6 protein-coding genes, 2 tRNA genes and 3 rRNA genes are annotated in these 19,997 nt (G+C 42.6%); 9 read left to right on the top strand and 2 right to left on the bottom strand.

Annotated features, from left to right (window positions below; genetic code table 11):
• Positions 1 to 5: 5 nt before the first annotated feature.
• Positions 6 to 2,828 (top strand): M16 family metallopeptidase, encoded by a 2,823-nt coding sequence (locus tag DX009_RS10665; RefSeq protein ID WP_115084168.1) that lies wholly within the window; start codon positions 6 to 8, stop codon positions 2,826 to 2,828.
• A 448-nt stretch (positions 2,829 to 3,276) separates the two neighbouring features.
• On the opposite strand, the gene DX009_RS13400 is transcribed toward DX009_RS10665, so the two are convergent.
• Entirely contained in the window at positions 3,277 to 3,570 is a 294-nt protein-coding gene (locus tag DX009_RS13400; RefSeq protein ID WP_181792359.1) for a hypothetical protein, read from the bottom strand.
• A 39-nt stretch (positions 3,571 to 3,609) separates the two neighbouring features.
• Positions 3,610 to 4,095: a hypothetical protein gene (locus tag DX009_RS10655; RefSeq protein ID WP_115084077.1), complete on the bottom strand. Its 486-nt coding sequence runs from the start codon at positions 4,093 to 4,095 to the stop codon at positions 3,610 to 3,612.
• Between the two features lie 1,736 nt (positions 4,096 to 5,831).
• Here DX009_RS10655 and DX009_RS10650 point away from each other — a divergent pair.
• The 8 genes from DX009_RS10650 to rrf all read left to right on the top strand — a co-directional run bounded on the left by DX009_RS10650 (position 5,832) and on the right by rrf (position 19,956).
• Positions 5,832 to 8,699 carry a CARDB domain-containing protein gene (locus tag DX009_RS10650; RefSeq protein WP_115084076.1) on the top strand — a complete coding sequence of 956 codons (2,868 nt, stop codon included), beginning with the start codon at positions 5,832 to 5,834 and terminating at the stop codon, positions 8,697 to 8,699.
• Between the two features lie 817 nt (positions 8,700 to 9,516).
• Positions 9,517 to 9,687: a hypothetical protein gene (locus DX009_RS13395; RefSeq protein ID WP_181792358.1), complete on the top strand. Its 171-nt coding sequence runs from the start codon at positions 9,517 to 9,519 to the stop codon at positions 9,685 to 9,687.
• 1,310 nt (positions 9,688 to 10,997) lie between these two features.
• Complete coding sequence (locus tag DX009_RS10640) at positions 10,998 to 14,018, top strand: T9SS type A sorting domain-containing protein (protein WP_115084074.1); 3,021 nt, start codon at positions 10,998 to 11,000, stop codon at positions 14,016 to 14,018.
• A 647-nt stretch (positions 14,019 to 14,665) separates the two neighbouring features.
• Positions 14,666 to 16,196: ribosomal RNA gene (locus DX009_RS10635) — 16S ribosomal RNA — on the top strand.
• 153 nt (positions 16,197 to 16,349) lie between these two features.
• Positions 16,350 to 16,423 (top strand) — tRNA-Ile (locus tag DX009_RS10630).
• Between the two features lie 101 nt (positions 16,424 to 16,524).
• A tRNA-Ala gene (locus tag DX009_RS10625) sits at positions 16,525 to 16,598 on the top strand.
• Between the two features lie 197 nt (positions 16,599 to 16,795).
• Positions 16,796 to 19,697 (top strand): 23S ribosomal RNA (locus tag DX009_RS10620).
• Positions 19,698 to 19,841: 144 nt separating this feature from the next.
• Positions 19,842 to 19,956: ribosomal RNA gene (gene rrf, locus DX009_RS10615) — 5S ribosomal RNA — on the top strand.
• The 16S, 23S and 5S rRNA genes sit together here with 2 tRNA genes alongside, the layout of an rRNA operon.
• The last annotated feature ends 41 nt before the right edge of the window (positions 19,957 to 19,997 follow it).

Below are 19,997 nucleotides of genomic sequence, written 5' to 3'. Positions count from 1 at the left end.
ACAAAATGAAACACTTTCTAACCATTGTAGCACTTTTCTTTGCATGCAATATATATGCACAACAAGGAAAAATAGATAACGATAACACCATACGAAAGGGCATTTTGCCGAACGGAATGACCTATTATATACGCCATAATGCACAAACTAAAGGCGTAGCAGACTTCTATATTGCACAGAAAGTTGGCTCTATTCTCGAGGAAAAACGCCAACGCGGACTGGCACACTTCCTAGAACACATGGCATTTAACGGCACAAAACACTTCCCAGGCAACACTTTGCAACCCGGAATAGTGGCTTGGTGCGAAAGCGTAGGCATTAAGTTTGGTGCCAATCTTAATGCTTATACCAGCGTAGACCAAACTGTTTACAACATATCGGCGGCACCTGTAACACGCGAAGGCGTAATTGATTCGTGCCTATTAATACTAAACGACTGGAGCCACGAACTACTTTTAACCGACAAAGAGATAGACAAAGAACGGGGAGTGATAGAAGAAGAATGGCGAACACGCCGCTCTGGTATGGCTATGCAACGACTTTCAGAACAAGCTATGCCCGTTATTTATGCCGGAACAAAGTATTCTGACTGTATGCCAATAGGCAATATAGACATTGTTAGAACATTTCCTTACAACGATTTACGCGACTATTACAGCAAATGGTACCGTCCAGACTTGCAAGCTATTATAGTTGTGGGAGACATAAACGAGGATAAAATAGAAGAAAAAATAAAAAAACTGTTTGCTAAAATACCACTTCCGCAAAATCCCGTACACCGCATTTACTACCCAATAGGTAACAACGAGAAGATGATACTATACACGGCTACCGACAAAGAACAGCCTACCGTGAATTTTACACTATACATGAAACGCGATGTAACACCAAAACAAGAACGAAACACCATACAAAACTATGCCGACGACTACAAAACTAACATTCTGAGAATGGCTATTAACGACCGATTAGAAGAGTTGAGCAGAACAAAAAACGCACCTTTTATATCGGCATCAGTACGAAGTGGAAACTTCTTTCTGGCATCTACAAAAGATGCTTTCGAGCTTTCGGGCGTACTAAAAGAGGGAAAAGTCATCGAAGCAATACAACTTCTGGTGGGAGAAGTGGAACGTGCACGTGCCAACGGCATAACTATAGATGAACTGAAAAGGGGAAAAGCCGAAATGCTATCGTATGCAGAGAACGACTATAACGACCGTTCTAACAGGCGAAATGGCGAATTTGTGGAACAATGTGTGCAGAACTTCCTCGAAGAAACACCCATTATAGACCCTGAAAAAGAACTCGAAATGGTGAGAAAACTCGACAAAACGGTTACCATAGACGATGTAAACGCACTGGCAAAAACTATTATTACAAACCAAAATCAGGTAGTAACAATGTTCGGACCAGACAAAAATACCTTTAAAATGCCTACTAACAGCAGCATAGAAAATGCTATTTTAAAAGCTCAAAAACAACACTACACACCATATAAAACACAAAACACACTAACAGAAAGGCTTATAACAAAACTGCCAAAACCTGGTAGCATAATATCGGAACGTACCTATAAATATGGATATACCGAATTTACACTATCTAACGGACTGAAAGTTTATGTGCGACCAACCAACTTTGAACCCGACGAAGTGAACCTAAAGCTATTTAGTTTAGGCGGAAAAAACATATATCCAGATAGCGAAATGCCAAACTTAACCTATCTTATGGCTGGAGCTACCATAGGAGGGGTGGCACAATACAACGACCTTACCTTAGAAAAAATGCTGGCTGGGAAAACCGCAACCGTAACTCCTTTCATTGATAACGATACTCGAGGCATGGCAGGAACATCGAATGTGAAAGACACAAAAACGCTTCTCGAACTGGTATACCTATACTTTACACAGCCCAGAAAAGACCCACAAGCGTTTAAAAACCTAATGGAACAACAACAAGAGTTCCTTACTAACGCACACGTAAACCCAATGTTGGCATACAACGACACTCTACACAAAGTGGCATACGCTACCAACAGAATGGCATCGATGGACAAAGAACAACTGAAAAGGGTGAACTACAACCGCATTATGCACATTTATAAAGAACTGTTTGCTAATGCTGCCAACTTCAAACTTATTCTTACGGGAAACATAAACATAAACAAACTGAAACCATTGCTATGTCAATACATTGCAACACTGCCATCTAACAACACAAAAGAAGCCATTGGTACGTATGAACCAAAGCTTGTTGATGGCAAAAAAACATACATTTTCCATAAAAAACAAACTACTCCTACTGCCATTACTACCATTGTGATAAAAGGAAAAATGGAATACAACAACCGAAACGAATTACTAATGGACGCCATAGGACAACTGTTGCGCATTGTTTACACCGAAAAGGTGCGCGAAGATAAGGGAGGAACGTATAGCGTACAGGCATCGGGCAACTTGCAACACCACCCCGACGATGAGGCTTTGCTACGAATTGCATTCCAAACAGACCCACAAAAATATAACGACCTAATACCTATTGTATACAAAGAATTGGAAAAAATGGCTACCGAAGGACCATCGCAGCAAGACCTCGATAAGGTAAAAGCATACGAACTAAAGGTGTATAACCAAGTGTTGCGTATGAATAACTATTGGGAATATGTGCTCTACACCGACCTATACAATGGAATAGACGTAGATACAGACTTCCGTTATATTGTAGAAAATATGACTTGCGACGACATTCGTACCACTCTTCGCAATCTGCTAAACCAGAACAATTGCATAGAAGTTACAATGACGCAACCCACAACCCCTGCAAAGTAAAACCGTTTTCCAGCATCTGCAAAAGCGTCTACCATTATAGCGAAAAACAAAAACCCCCTTTTTGCCGTGCAAAAGTATGGTTTTTGGCGTGCAAAAAGGGGGTTTTTACATTGCAAAAGTATGGTTTTTGCATTGCCAATAACCAACGTTCGTGGAACAAACACAGAATAAGTGCAATACGAAAATTACGTATTTCGTAAATCGTTCGCAATGTTATTGGCAGCCCGTTCGCAGCTGTAGGGGCCGATTTATCGTGCCCGCGTATATGAAAACACCCACGTAATGGGGAGCGGAAATGTGCGTGTGGTGATGTGGAAATGTGTATTTAATAATGTGGAAATGCATATTTGGTTATGGGAATATGCATTTTTGGTTATGTTAGGATACGGGCACGATGAATCGGCCCCTACGCCTGGCGGAGTGTTTTGTGGTGTTTCGTGGGTGGGTGTTACATTATTCGTAAATCGTTCGCAATGTTATAGGCAGTCCGTTCGCAGCTGTAGGGGTCCGATTTATCGTGCCCGTGTCCACGAAATTCCACAAAATGGCGTTGCATATTTGCATTGTTGGTGTTGCAATTCGCATCATTTCGACACATCAAAACCATTTGGTTCGGATTGAAAAACGGGCGCGATGAATCGGCCCCTACGCCTTGCGGAATGTTCGCTGCCCTACATTTGCGTAATAAATGAATATTGCGGAATGTTCGTTGATATATATATGCGCAATAAATAACCCACACATAATGTGTTCGTTGATATATTTTGTATTACCCATTTTGTTATTTATTGCCCCGTTCACCCACGTTTCGCCACGTCCACCCCGTAGGCGTAGGGGCCGATTTATCGTGCCCGTGTCCACGAAATTCCACAAAATGGCGTTGCATATTTGCATTGTTGGCGTTGCAATTCATATCATTTCGACACATCAAAACCATTTGGTTCGGATTGTAAAACGGGCGCGATGAATCGGCCCCTACGCCTTGCGGTGTGTTCGTTGCCATACATTTGCGCAATAAATGAATATTGCGGAATGTTCGTTGATATATATTTGCGTTACCTATTTCGTTATTTTTATTTATTATAATCCACGTATCGCCACGTCCACTCCGTAGGCGTAGGGTCCGATTTATCGTGCCCGTACCCACGAACACCCACAAAATGGCATTGTAATACCTCATACCGTACCCATGAACACCCACCAAATGGCGTTGCATATTCCCATCGTTGATATTGCAATTCATTGTATCGCACCCACGTAATTGCATAAAATGGCATTGCAATTCGCATCATTTCGACATATCAAAACCATTTGGGTTGTATTGAAGAACGGGCACGATGAATCTGCCCCTATGCCTTACGTATTGTTCGTTGCCATACATTTACGCAATATATGGATATTGCGTATTGTTTGCTGCTGTATATTTTGCACCATAAACAAATGGTATGGTGTGTGCGTTGGTGTGTTTATTTATTTCCATTTACGATGCTTCTTGTGTGAATAAACATACTAATGACCACTGAAAATGAATATAACCACATTTGAAAATACACAAAAATAAAAAGGGAACACAACCTAAATTGTGTCCCCCCACCGTTTTCTTAGTGTTAATTAAATTTAGTAATGAAATACACGGTGTACATTTTACCCCGCTCTGCCATGCTTCTTAGGGCGCGGCATTTCCTTTTTTGCTTGTTGTTTTTATAGTCATTGAGAGGGCTATGCGCCACTTCTGTTAGTTATCTTAGCATTCTTAAGTAAGCTGAAACACCTATTGCACCTACTGTTTCTACTTGTTTTAGAACATATAGAATGCCTTGCAAACTGGTGTATGTATGGCTTTCTTCAGGGGTATAGCACACCCAAAGCACCATAAATGCCATCTTTTTAGAGTCTCAAGACTACCCAACACGCCTATTTCTTAGTATCTTTTAATTGGCTGCAGACTCTGTTTTATACCAGCTAACATAGTTTGGTTATGATATGAACGTAATTTTTGTGGTAATCAAATACTGTTTCTGTTGTTTTCAGATATCCATAAACGAATCTGCAGAGTAGCTGTTTGTGTCTTCCTAACCTTTTTTTGTATTCTCGAATAGCCTTTTTCGCATTGCTTCTAACACGTTTGTATGTTGCTTTCAGCGGTTTTCCGCCTTGCTTCTAACACGTTTTCGCCTTGCTTCTAACAACTTTCCGTGTTGCTGCAAACGGCTTTTGGCATTGCTGCGAACATGTGTTTATGTATGTTGTAACACGTTCTTAGCTCTTTCCGAGTACATCTTTGGCTTCCCTCAGACACTCTTTTGTTGTTTTTTAAATACTCCTTTCGCATTCTTCCGCCCCTTTGTTGTGAGCCTCCGAACACATTAAAATTTTTAAATGAACACTCTTTACTTCTTTGCGTACACTGCTTTTGCAGTTGGTTCGCTTTAGTTTTCTTGTCCGAAAAACACCCTTTTGTGTTCTGCGAACATAGGTTTCGTGCTACTCGAGCTAGCTAAAACCTACCATGTAGTGGTATTTCAACTTAATTTTTGTACGGGCAACTCATCGCAATAGCCACGACGTTGTGTTGTCTTCGGGCTTGTTTTGCCCTCTCTTTGTACCGTTTCGTGCTCTCTTTTATTATGCCTTCTTGGTTCGAAAACCCCTTTCGAGGTAATGTGTAGAGTAGCGTTCGAAACACCTTTATATATATACTAGATTTAACAAATAGTTTTGTCTACCTCTAACATGTACTGCAAAGATAAGGCATTTATTTGGTATTGTCAAATAAAAACAACTTTTTTTTCTCTTTTTTTTACTGTGTACCCAAACAGAACATTAGCCTTTTGAACGATGATAGTACGGTTGTTATACTCCGATTTATTGACAAACGATAATTAATTATTGAGAAATAGTACCATTGCTTTATACTTTTCTCTAAATAATTTGCAGGTTTATAGAAAATAATAGCTACTTTTGTAAGCGAAAAATCTATCTAAATTAAAATCTATACTGAATATGAAGAGAAGTGTAATAGCTGCTTTTTTGCTGTGCTCAATGGGTATACAGGCACAGAATGTAAAGCTTCCGTGGACGCAAGAGTTCACCAACGAACAATCGTTAGACCGTTTTACGGTGATTGATGCCAATGTAGACGACCAGGCATTTAAGTTTAGTAACACAGCTTTTGCTGCATCTTGTGTGCGCACGCAAGACGCTAACGACTGGCTGTTAAGTCCTGCCATACCCCTGAAAGCTGGCAAAACCTACGAACTTTCGTACACCGTGAGTGGCGAAACTGCCAATGCTACAGAAACATACGAGGTGAAACTGGGTACTAACAAAACCGTAGAGGCACTAACAAAAACCATTGCTGCCAAAACAAATGCCCCTGCCGACTTTATTGAAAAACAAACCGTTACGGTGTTGTTCTCGGTTGATAGCGATGCCGAATACTATTTGGGGTGGCACTTTAACACCGAAATGCAATTAGAAGCAGGTGCTTTAAACATTTATAATGTGGCACTAAAAGAGAAGCTTGGCAATGGTGTTCCGGCAGCAGTTGCCAATGCTAAGGTTACACCAGCCCCCAATGGAGGACACTTTGCCGATATTTCGTTCACCGCTCCAACACAAAATCAGGCAGGCGCAACACTGTCTGCATTGTCTAAAATAGATATTTTTAGAGGAGAAGAACTAGTGAAAAGTTTTGCAAATCCCACACCGGGAACTACTTTAAACTATACCGATAGCAATGTGCCAAACGGCAAAACAACCTATAAAATTACACCTTTTAGTGCCGACGGAGAGGGTGCTTCTACCGAAATAGATACCTTTGTGGGGATTGATATACCTGCTGCCGTGCCAAAACTAAGCTTTACTTATGCTAACGGAAAGGCACATATAACATGGGAAAAGGTGGCTACGGGTGCGAACGGAGCATACGTAAACCCTGAAAACATTACCTATACGCTGCGACGTGGTAAGGCTACCGAAATAGCAAAGAACCTGAAAAGCAACACATTCGAGGACACTCCACCTGCTCAAGACGAACAAGAAGCATTGGCATACGTGGTTTCTCCGGTGAACGAAGCTGGCGAAGGAGAACGCACTTACTCTAATATTGTTGTTACAGGAAAGCCTTATAAGCTGCCCATAAACGAATCGTTTGCTAACGGAAAGCTATCTTACTTCTGGTTGGTAGACTACAATAAGCGTAGCAGATGGACGCCTTTCCACGACGAATCGAGCTATTCGCAAGACGGAGATGGTGGATTTGCTGGTTTCACACCTATGGTAGAGGGCGAATGGTCGGTATTAGAAACAGGCTTAATAGACCTTAATCAGGCTACCGACCCTATGATATCGTTCTACTATAAAACCCATCAGAACTCGGAAGATGTATTTAATATATGGGTAGCAAAGGACTATGGAACTCCCGAAAACATTGCTACCATAGACTTAGACAATACTAATGTGCGCGAATGGATTAAGGTAGAGCTTCCTCTAAAGAAGTTTGTGGGGGCTAAATTCGTACAAATTGGATTCGATTATAAGGGCACAGCCTATAACAGTAATATATATATAGATAATGTGAAAATATTCGACCGCAAGGCGAACGACCTATCTATAAAAATGAAAGAGGCACCCGGAAAACTGCGAGTAGACTATGCTGCTAACGTAACTGTTGCGGTTTCGAACAACGGTTCTACACCTGCAACAAACTATAATATAGCTGTTTACAATGGCGAAACACAGTTGGCTACAGCAAAAGGAAACTCTATTGAACCCGGAAAAACTGCCGAAACAACACTCACATTCACACCACAACGCAACATTGGCAATGCGGTTAATCTATATGCACGCATAGAAGGCAATGCCGACGAGGACCCAACAAACAACGTTACCGACACCGTTAGTTTGCAAGTGGCATATCCTGTGTATCCAACCGCTAAACAACTGAAAGCCACTGCCGGGGCTAAAAACACCCTAACATGGGTTGCTCCCGATGCACAACGCACCACAGACGAGGCTGTTACAGAGAGTTTTGAAACCTATCCAGACTTTACTCGCACTGCAATAGGCGACTGGTTGCTATACGATATGGACAATCATACCGTGTATGGATTTAACGAAAGCACCTTCCCAGGTATGGGAGAACGACAAGCTTGGACGGTTTTCAACTATTCGGCAACCACTCCTGCCAGTGGCGAAGCATGGAAAGGACACACCGGAAACAAGGTTCTTATTGCCTTCGGAGCACCATACGCCATAACAGAAAACTGGCTGGTATCGCCCGAACTACCGGGTAAGGCTCAAACAATAAGTCTCTGGGAGAAAGCATTCAACGGCACAAGCAGCGAAACTTATAACGTTCTCTACTCAACAGAAACCTTCAATCGTGCCGACTTTAAGGTGCTAAAAGATAAGCACGTTGTGCCTACATCATGGACAAAGTCGGAATATGCACTGCCAGAAGGCACAAAATATTTTGCCATCGTGGCATCGAGCACAGACGGATATGCTACACTTATAGACGATATAAACTATCTTCCAGCATCGTCGGCAGCCCTTCAGTTGTCGCTTGTGGGCTATAACATCTATCGAGATGGCATAAAAGTGAACGCCACACCCGTACCAACCACACAGTTTACCGACGAAGTGGGCGGTGCACACACCTACAACGTAACTGCCGTTTACGACAAAGGCGAAGCCCGTTTCTCTAATTCGGCAGAAGTAACCACAGCCGATGGCATAACAGAAGTGTCGGCAAACGAACACGAAACCAATGCAGATGCTCCACGTTACGACATCTCCGGACGTCGTGTAAACGCCAACTACAAAGGCATTTACATAACAAAGGGCAAGAAGCACATAGCAAAATAAGCCATAACAGTGCTGCAATGGAGTAGGGAAAAAGTAGCCAGCCATTTGCGAAATTGGTCTGACAGCAATTAAATAATGTAGAAAATTCAGCATTAAATAATAGTCAGTCATTTGCGAAATTGGTCTGACAGCAATTAAATAATGTAGAAAATTCAGCATTAAATAATAGTTAGCCATTTGCGAAATTGGTCTGACAGCAACGAACTTCAATTAGTTTGGTGTTCCTATTCCCAAACTCATAAAAAACAGAAACCACCCTTTTGCTCGTTAAAAGGGTGGTTTTTGCGTTGCAAAAGTATGGTTTTTGTCGTGCAAAAGGGTAGTTTTTACATTGGAAAAAGGTGGTTTTTGTTTTGCCAACAATAAACATTCGTGGAACAAACACAGTATTAGTATTATACGAATATTACGTAACCGCAAATCGTTCGCCACGTAATTGGCAGACCGTTCGCAGCATTATCGCAATCCGTTCGCAGCCGTAGGGGCCGATTTATCGTGCCCGCGTATATGAATGTACCCACAAAATGTCAATCCGTCAGCAATGTTTTGGCAATCCGTCAGCAGCCGTATGGACGGATTTATCGTGCCCGCGTATATGAAAACACCCACAAAATGGGGGAAGAAAATGCGTGTGTGGTGATGTGGAAATGTGTATTTAATAATGTGGAAATGCGTGTGCGATGAAATGAAAACACATATTTAATAATGTGGAAACACATATTTGGTTATGGAAATACACGTTTTTGGTTATGTCAGGATACGGGCACGATGAATCAGCCCCTACGCCTAACGGGGTGTTCGTTGCGCATTTTACGGAATGTTCGTTGGCATTTTGTGGAATGTTCGCAATGTTTTGGCAATCCGTCAGCAACATTTTGGCAATCCGTTCGCAGCCGTAGGGGCCGATTTATCGTGCCCGCATATCCGTATACACCCACAAAATGACGAACGGAAATGTGCGTGTGGTGAAATGAATACACATATTTAGTAATATGAAAACACGTATTCCATGAAATGAATGCATATATTTAATAATGTGGAAATACGTATTTGGTGAAATGAATGTGTGTATTTAATAATGTGAATACACGTATTTGATGACGTGAATATACGTATTTGATAATGTCAGGATACGGGCACGATGAATCGGCCCCTACGCCTGGCGGGGTGTTTCGCAACCCATTTCGTGTGTGTTCGCAACGTTATCGCAATCCGTTCGCCACGTAATTGGCAAACCGTCAGCAGCCGTAGGGGCCGATTTATCGTGCCCGCGTATATGAATGTACCCACAAAATGGCAATCCGTTCGCAATGTTTTGGCAATCCGTTCGCAGCCGTAGGGGCCGATTTATCGCGCCCGCATATACGGAAACACCCACAAAATGACAAACGGAAATGTGCGTGTGGTGAAATGAATATACATATTTAATAATGTAAAAATACATATTCGGTGATTTGAATACACATATTTAATAATGTGGAAACACATATTTAGTTATGGAAATACACGTTTTTGATTACGTAAGGATACGGGCACGATGAATCGGCCCCTACGCCTAACGGTGTGTTCGTTGCGCATTTCACGGATTGTTCGTTGGCATTTTGTGGAATGTTCGCAATGTTTTGGCAATCCGTCAGCAATGTTTTGGCAGACCGTCAGCAGCCGTAGGGGCGGATTTATCGTGCCCGCATATACGAATGTACCCACAAAATGGCAAACGGAAATGTGCGTGCGGTGAAATGAATACACATATTTAATAATATGAAAACACGTATTCCATGAAATGAATGCATATATTTAATAATGTGGAAATACGTATTTGGTGAAATGAATGTGTGTATTTAATAATGTGAATACACATATTTGGTTATGGAAATACACGTTTTTGTTTATGTCAGGATACGGGCACGATGAATCGGTCCCCTACGCCTAACGGTGTGTTCGTTGCATATTTCGTGGGTGTATGTGGGCATTTCACGGATTGTTCGTTGGCATTTTGTGGAATGTTCACCACGTAATCGCAAACCGTTCGCCACGTATTTCGTGTGTGTTCGCCACACATTTATTGCTTGAATATTATGTATTTGTAAAATAAAAAACTTTTAAAAAAATTTGACTTATCAGTTTTTTTGTTTATCTTTGCCATATATCAGAATATCTTTGTTACGGTTGTTTGCAGTGCAATAGTAAACTAAAGTCTGGTGAATGTGAGCATAGAGTAACCAAAAATGCTATGATAGCTTACTTTTTAAGAGAGTTATTTAACTGCTAAATTAAGGAACTAAAAACTTTATTACAATGAAAAAAGCATCTTTATTAATGTTATTACTATTCTTTTTCTGTGGTATGCAGGCTGACGATGTGAAGCTTTTAGGCGACGACACCTATTCTTTAGCCATTTCTCCTAATGGGAAATACGTTGTAGGATATAACCCATCGAAAATCCGATCGGGGGTTGGCACAGAGAGTTTCGTGTATAATGTGGGTAGCGGAGCACTAAAATGGATAACAACCGATAGTTCAGACGATTGGAAAACCTGTGGAATGTTTAGAGATGTAAACGATTTTGGAATGCTATGTGGGTCGGTAAAAGATTTAGAACACTATATAGATTTCTACGGAACAACCGCTCCTACCAACATAGCAGCAGTGTTTGAAGATGGAAAAATAGTGAAATTGCCTTACGGCGACTTAGATATGAGTAAAATAAAACAGCACGAAGATGGTACGTTTGCAACATCACTATCTAACGATGGCAAGGTGGTTGTGGGCTATTGCAAATGTTCTAACTTTGCGTTTGCCTATCCATTGAAATGGACGTGCACAGCAAATGGCAACTGGAAAATGGAGAAGTTGGCACTACCATCGGGCTATGAATATGGTATAGCCATTAGTGTATCGGCTGACGGACACACTATTGCAGGTTTGGCAATGGGTGGCGGACAAGCCATAGCGTGCTATTGGATAGATGGAACGTGCTATACGGTGAAGTGTAAAGACGAAGATGCCGAGCTGGCAAAGCTAAAACAGATGCGTATGATAGATATGAGCGCTAATGGAAAATACTTTATTTTTTCGCTTTCAAGCCGCTCAGACTATCGACTTTTCGAGGTAGAGAAAGGCACATACCGCATTTTGCCCACCTTTGAAAGTAACGAACAGATGCGCATACCCACTGTGGCAGACAATGGCGATGTGTTTGGCGCAATAACGTATGATGCTTTTAGCATGGGCGGAATGTCGTATAGAAACTTCTGGTACCAGTATTCGTCTGACAGAATATTCGATTTCACCTATTATCTTTACCTCTTCAATCAGCAATTAAGGTTGCCATTTCCTTTAAACTACGAGGCTCAGGCACAAGCTTTTCCTGCTGCAGTGTCGGCAGATGGCAACATTATAGCAGGTAATAAAGATGTAAATGTAGCGTCTGGACAAACTCCCAAGGCATGGATAGTGGGCGTAAGCAAACACGAAATAGAAATTCCTGCTACACCAAACAAACCCAAAGCAACATCAACAGGACTGCATAAGGTAGAACTTTCGTGGGAAATGGAAAAAGAAAAATATAAGCAACTAACACTGAAAGGATATAATGTGTATTGCGACGGCGATAAAATAGTAACACTGAACGAACTGAAAAACGAAATGAAAGTAACATTAAACGATGTTTATGCAGGCTATCGTAAGTTCGCAATCGAGGCTATATACACCGATAAACAGGGAAAAGAATTGCTTTCGCCACGTTCAAATCCTAACGAAATAGCTATTCCTGAAAACTATTCGTTCCCACTTTTCGAGAATTTTGAGCGGAGCTCGCTACAAGCAAACTACTGGACTACAACCAGAGAATATGGCGATTTGGCTGACACCGAATGGATAGTGGCAGCCCAAGTGGGGCACATGGGTACAATGGGACTAACTTCTGGTGCGTGTACACTACAACCTTATTCATCGAGAATGGTAAGTAGACCTATTGATGCAACACACGTGAACAATGTGAAATGCTCGTTTTTGGCACTTTGTAACGAAGAAAATGTACAAGGAAATAAGGAACCCGATCTAACTAAAGACACACTTAGCGTAGACTATTCTATAGATGGTGGCAAGTCGTGGAATGTGGTTAAAGAGTGGACAGTGAAAGAATTGCCACACTTAGAAGGCATTCTGACATTCGATTTAACAAAACAAGTGGCAGGAAAAGTGTTCCAAATACAATTTCGTAAACACGGAAAAGGTGGAGTAAGCTATTATTTCTATTTAGACAATATTATGATAGGGAGCGGAAATAACGTAGATGCACCCGAAGGATTTACAGGAAAAATAATAGATAACAACGTGTTTCTGATGTGGAAAAACAATAAAAACAGCTATCTGCTGAACTATCTTTTCGAACCAGAAGCACCTGGATATACGCTCGGAAACGAAGGAAACGAACTTATTGGAGCAAACAAATTCACACCAAACGAACTCGCACCGTATAATGGAAAATACTTAACATCGGTAACAACCTACCTTAATTATTACGACGATGTGGACGAAGAGAAAGGCATTCATGCGGCAGTTGTGGTGTTTGAAGATGGAAAACTTGTTTGCGAACAAGAGATAGAGAACATTAGTTTCAACGAAAATATAACCCAAAAACTTAATAAACCCATCAAAATAGACGGTTCAAAAGAACTAATTGTAGGTATTAAAATACACGATTACGATGCCGACCAAATACCTCTAACCTACGAAAGCTCCACATATTTCGTAGCCGGAAAAAGCGATATCTACTCTGAAGACAACGGTAAAACATGGCAAACAGTGCACGACTTTTATGGAAACGACACAGAAAAAGGCTCTTGTTGCTGGCGAATAACAGGTAATATAACCGATAACCCAGACGATGTTGTAGAACAAGAAGACGATGGACTTGTTGGGTATAACATCTTTCGAAATGGCATTCAACTGAATAATACCTGCATTCCTTGCGAATCTACACGCTACATCGATAGAAAACCAATCGACAAAGCAGAATATATCGTTGTGGCATACTACAACGATGGGCGAGAATCAACACCAACAATACCATTCGTTGCCAATTTAACCAACGAAATAAAACCAGTAATAAACAAATCAATTCTAACAGTAAACAAAAACGAAATAAAACTGAATGCAAAAGGAAAACTGAGTCTATACGCTGTAAACGGACAGCTAATAGCCAAAGAAAAACAGGGTGCCATTCAGTTAAAAGGCATTCCATCAGGCATTTACATTGTATTAATAGAATATAATAACCAAAAACTAACACAGAAAATAATTATCAACAACTAAAAGAAAAATAGATAATCAATAACAAAAAAATGGGGCACGTTTGCTTTGTGCCCCATAAAAGTTTCTACTAAAATACAAAATGCTCCTCCTATATAATACCAAATGTCACCCCTATATAATGCATAATGTCCTCCTATATAATGCATAATGTCCCCCTATATAATACCAAATGTCCTCCTATATAATGCAGAATGTCCCCCTATATAATACCAAATGTCCTCCTATATAATGCAGAATGTCTCCCTATATAATGCATAATGCCCCCCTATATAATATAATGTGTAAAACAAATTCGCCTGTTAATGAAACTAAAAATATAGCATCTGCTTATCTTTTTTCTTATAAAAGTTTGGTGGTTATTATTTTTTGTCATACCTTTGCACTCGCTTTTACGGCAAGCAGTTTATCTGTTAGTTGTTAATAAGGCATCGTTCTTTGAAAAGATTTACATAGACAGAGAAGTAGTACAAGAAGCGTCTGTTGCTATTATATATAGTATCAGATGGGTAAAAGAAACGTCCTAGTTAATTTATTATAGGTGTATAAACTTGATATTACTGGATAATTAGTTCTGAGCAGATATTGAATTTAGATATATATATCACTATTTTATAGTGATGTTTATATATTTTTATAAAAGACATTTTACAATGGAGAGTTTGATCCTGGCTCAGGATGAACGCTAGCTATAGGCTTAACACATGCAAGTCGAGGGGAAACGGCATTATGTGCTTGCACATTTTGGACGTCGACCGGCGCACGGGTGAGTATCGCGTATCCAACCTGCCCTTTACTTGGGGATACCCCGTTGAAAGACGGCCTAATACCCGATATTGTTCATTGATGGCATCAGATATGAATAAAAGATTTATCGGTAAAGGATGGGGATGCGTCTGATTAGCTTGTTGGTGAGGTAAAGGCTCACCAAGGCGACGATCAGTAGGGGTTCTGAGAGGAAGGTCCCCCACATTGGAACTGAGACACGGTCCAAACTCCTACGGGAGGCAGCAGTGAGGAATATTGGTCAATGGGCGCAAGCCTGAACCAGCCAAGTAGCGTGCAGGAAGACGGCCCTATGGGTTGTAAACTGCTTTTATACGAGAATAATTTGATGCACGTGTGCGTTATTGCATGTATCGTATGAATAAGGACCGGCTAATTCCGTGCCAGCAGCCGCGGTAATACGGAAGGTCCAGGCGTTATCCGGATTTATTGGGTTTAAAGGGAGTGTAGGCGGTTTGTTAAGCGTGTTGTGAAATTTAGGTGCTCAACATTTAACTTGCAGCGCGAACTGTCAGACTTGAGTACACGCAACGTATGCGGAATTCATGGTGTAGCGGTGAAATGCTTAGATATCATGAAGAACTCCGATTGCGAAGGCAGCATACGGGAGTGTAACTGACGCTTAAGCTCGAAGGTGCGGGTATCGAACAGGATTAGATACCCTGGTAGTCCGCACAGTAAACGATGGATGCCCGCTGTTAGCGCCTGGCGTTAGCGGCTAAGCGAAAGCATTAAGCATCCCACCTGGGGAGTACGCCGGCAACGGTGAAACTCAAAGGAATTGACGGGGGCCCGCACAAGCGGAGGAACATGTGGTTTAATTCGATGATACGCGAGGAACCTTACCCGGGCTTGAATTGCAGAGGAATTATTTAGAGATAAATATGCCCTTCGGGGTCTCTGTGAAGGTGCTGCATGGTTGTCGTCAGCTCGTGCCGTGAGGTGTCGGCTTAAGTGCCATAACGAGCGCAACCCCTTTTCTTAGTTGCCATCAGGTAATGCTGGGCACTCTGGGAACACTGCCACCGCAAGGTGTGAGGAAGGTGGGGATGACGTCAAATCAGCACGGCCCTTACGTCCGGGGCTACACACGTGTTACAATGGCCGGTACAGAGGGATGGTGTAATGTAAATTGCATCAAATCTTAAAAGCCGGTCCCAGTTCGGACTGAGGTCTGCAACCCGACCTCACGAAGCTGGATTCGCTAGTAATCGCGCATCAGCCATGGCGCGGTGAATACGTTCCCGGGCCTTGTACACACCGCCCGTCAAGCCATGAAAGCCGGGGGTGCCTGAAGTTCGTAACCGTAAGGAGCGACCTAGGGCAAAACTGGTAATTGGGGCTAAGTCGTAACAAGGTAGCCGTACCGGAAGGTGCGGCTGGAACACCTCCTTTCTGGATAGGACTTTTATTTTTGTATTATCTAAATGTTTATCACCATATAAATAATAGATATTAGGAAGTTTTCTCTTCTTGTACTCGCATCTTTGTTCTACAATATAGAAATGAAGGAAGCCAGGTAGAAGCCACTCGGCTCTTACTCAACTCAGTCCTATAGCTCAGTTGGTTAGAGCGCCACACTGATAATGTGGAGGTCGGCAGTTCAAGTCTGCCTGGGACTACACATCGACGTTAGTCAATGTTGTTAGGCATCAAGGCAGATGACAACACATCGACGTTAGTCAATGTTGATAGATGACTATACTTCTTAAAATTTCTTTTCGGGGGATTAGCTCAGTTGGCTAGAGCACCTGCTTTGCAAGCAGGGGGTCAACGGTTCGAATCCGTTATTCTCCACTCATCATTTTTGCATCGTTTTCCCGTTGCATCATTGATATCGTTCTTTGACATATTGACACAAGCAAGACTGTAAAGTAAAGTAATTTCTTTTTGTTTATACAAGAAGGATTAGAATTAGATTTCAAAATACAGCTGAAAGTATGAGCATGAATGTGCTACCACTATTATTATAGTTTGGTAGTATATAAAATGAATAGAAAGTAATTAAGGGCGTATGGCGGATGCCTAGGCTCACGGAGGCGATGAAGGACGTGATAAGCTGCGATAAGCCTCGGGTAGATGCAAATAATCTTTGATCCGAGGATTTCCGAATGGGACAACCTGACTGTCTGAAGGATAGTCACCCATATATTTTTTATGGGAGCAAACGCAGGGAACTGAAACATCTTAGTACCTGTAGGAAAAGAAAATAATTTAATGATTCCCCTAGTAGTGGCGAGCGAACGGGGAAAAGCCCAAACCTATGACGTAGTAATGCGTGATAGGGGTAGTAGGGTCACGATATCGTACTTTGAAAGTGAGGAGAATGTTCTGGAAAGTTCAATAATATAAGGTGATAATCCTGTATCCGAAGCTTGATGAGACGTAGTGAATCCCTGAGTAGTGCGGAGCACGAGTAATTCTGCATGAATCTGCCGGGACCATCCGGTAAGGCTAAATACTCCCGTGAGACCGATAGTGAATTAGTACCGTGAGGGAAAGGTGAAAAGCACTCCAATGAGGAGAGTGAAATAGTTCCTGAAACCATACGCCTACAAGCGGTCGGAGCATATATATATGTGACGGCGTGCCTTTTGCATAATGAACCTACGAGTTACCATGTCCAGCGAGGTTAAGGGGTTCAGCCCCGTATCCGTAGTGAAAGCGAGCCTAAATAGGGCGTATAGTTGGATGGGGTAGACGCGAAACCAAGTGATCTACACTTGACCAGGTTGAAGTTCTGGTAACACAGAATGGAGGACCGCACGGATAAGCGTTGAAAAGCTTCCCGATGAGTTGAGTGTAGGAGTGAAAGGCCAATCAAACTTGGAGATAGCTCGTACTCCCCGAAAGGCATTTAGGTGCCGCGTGCGATGTTCTCCGTGAGAGGTAGAGCGACCGATAGGTCAAGAGGGCTTCACCGCCTATCGCGACCTGACGAACTCCGAATGCTCACGGACTGTAGTCGTGCAGTAAGGGGGCGGGTGCTAAGGTCCGTCCCCGAGAGGAGAAGAATCCTGACCGTCGTCTAAGGTCCCGAAATTCTGTCTAAGTTAGTCTAACGAAGTCTGGTCCCGGTGACAGCTAGGATGTTGGCTTGGAAGCAGCCATTCATTCAAAGAGTGCGTAACAGCTCACTAGTCGAGGGTCCGGGCATGGATAATAATCGGGTATAAGTCAGATACCGAAGTCGCGGGATAGCATTGTATATAAAAAGTATCGGTAGGGGAGCATTCTATATGCGTTGAATGGTGATATTGATTGATCCTGGAGCGTATAGAAACGCAAATGTAGGTATAAGTAACGATAAAGGGGGGTAAGATTCCCCCTCGCCGTAAGACTAAGGTTTCCCAGGCGATGTCAATCAGCCTGGGGTTAGTCGGGTCCTAAGTCTCAGCCGAATGGCGAAGGCGATGGCTTCACGGTTAATATTCCGTGACTTGCTCATTCAGCGATGTGGAGACGGAGCAGTGACACTGTCGCGCCCTTACGGATATGGGCGTTAAAGAAGTTAGGTGTAGATAGATGTAGGCAAATCCGCATTTAGAGCTGATCTTCTATAGTACAGAGTTTTCTTCGGAGAGCTTTGATAGTACAGGTAATCATACTTCCAAGAAAATCCGCTAAGCTTAATGTTTGAGCAACCCGTACCGTAATCGGACACACGTAGTCGGGTAGAACATACTAAGGCGTTGAGAGATTCATGGTTAAGGAACTAGGCAAATTGACCCCGTAACTTCGGAATAAGGGGTCCTCATTTTTAATGAGGCGCAGAGAATAGGTCCAGGCAACTGTTTAACAAAAACACAGGGCTGTGCTAACTCGAAAGATGATGTATACAGCCTGACACCTGCCCGGTGCTGGAAGGTTAAGAGGAGAGCTTAGATGTATGTCGACGGTTTGAATTGAAGCCCCAGTAAACGGCGGCCGTAACTATAACGGTCCTAAGGTAGCGAAATTCCTTGTCGGGTAAGTTCCGACCTGCACGAATGGTGTAATGATCCGGACGCTGTCTCAATCATGATCTCAGTGAAATTGTAGTATCGGTGAAGATGCCGATTACCCGCGATGGGACGAAAAGACCCCGTGAACCTTTACTACAGCTTAGCATTGACCTTGGTCATCCGATGTGTAGGATAGGCCGGAGGCTTTGAAGCATGCACGCCAGTGTGTGTGGAGCCATCCTTGAAATACGGCCCTTTGGCTGTCTGAGGTCTAACACGTACTTTCGTGGACATTGTTTGGTGGGTAGTTTGACTGGGGTGGTCGCCTCCAAAAGCGTAACGGAGGCTTCCAAAGGTGCCCTCGGGTCGATTGGTAACCGACCTCATAGAGTGTAATGGCATAAGGGCGCTTGACTGGGAGGCAGACATGCCGAGCAGGCAGGAAACTGGGGCATAGTGATCCGGTGCAAGTGTATGGAAACTGCATCGCTCAAAGGATAAAAGGTACTCCGGGGATAACAGGCTGATCCCCCCCAAGAGCTCATATCGACGGGGTGGTTTGGCACCTCGATGTCGGCTCGTCACATCCTGGGGCTGGAGAAGGTCCAAGGGTTGGGCTGTTCGCCCATTAAAGTGGCACGCGAGCTGGGTTCAGAACGTCGTGAGACAGTTCGGTCTCTATCTATCGTGGGCGTTGGAGTTTTGCGTGGTGCCGCCACTAGTACGAGAGGACCGTGGTGGACAGACCTCCGGTTTACCAGTTGTGCCGCCAGGTGCACCGCTGGGTATCTGAGTCTGGTATGGATAAGCGCTGAAAGCATCTAAGTGCGAAGCCTTCCGCAAGATTAGAACTCCTCATAAGGGTCGTCATAGACTATGACGTTGATAGGGTGTAGGTGTAAAGACAGCGATGTCAAAGCCGAGCACTACTAATTGCCCAAAACTTTCATTCAGTGTGTTTATACTTTAAGAATCGTATTTTTACTTTTCTTTATTAGTTTTTGCTTGTGGCATAGTCACTTATACAGTGTATTTTATATTTGGTTTATTATATTTATTCTATAATATCGTATATATTATTAACACTAGCATTATTTTAGGTGGTTATTGCGTCGGGGTTCCACCTCTTCCCATTCCGAACAGAGAAGTTAAGCCCCGATTGCGCCGATGGTACTGCAATGCAATGTGGGGAGAGTAGGTAGCTGCCTTTTTTCTTAATAGCCCTGATTACGAAAGTAGTCAGGGCTTTTTT

The sequence above is a fragment of the Prevotella pallens genome (assembly GCF_900454935.1).
In the GTDB taxonomy this organism is placed as follows: Bacteria; Bacteroidota; Bacteroidia; order Bacteroidales; family Bacteroidaceae; genus Prevotella; species Prevotella pallens.
The sequence above is the reverse complement of the archived record's forward strand: the minus strand, read 5'-3'. Positions and strand labels throughout refer to the sequence as shown.

Excerpts from the sequence above, each read along its gene's own strand:
- DX009_RS10665 (WP_115084168.1), top strand. The coding sequence starts at position 6 with ATGAAACACTTTCTAACCATTGTAGCACTTTTCTTTGCATGCAATATA.
- DX009_RS10655 (WP_115084077.1), bottom strand. The coding sequence starts at position 4,095 with ATGCAATTACGTGGGTGCGATACAATGAATTGCAATATCAACGATGGG.
- DX009_RS10650 (WP_115084076.1), top strand. The coding sequence starts at position 5,832 with ATGAAGAGAAGTGTAATAGCTGCTTTTTTGCTGTGCTCAATGGGTATA.
- DX009_RS13395 (WP_181792358.1), top strand. The coding sequence starts at position 9,517 with ATGTTCGTTGGCATTTTGTGGAATGTTCGCAATGTTTTGGCAATCCGT.
- DX009_RS10640 (WP_115084074.1), top strand. The coding sequence starts at position 10,998 with ATGAAAAAAGCATCTTTATTAATGTTATTACTATTCTTTTTCTGTGGT.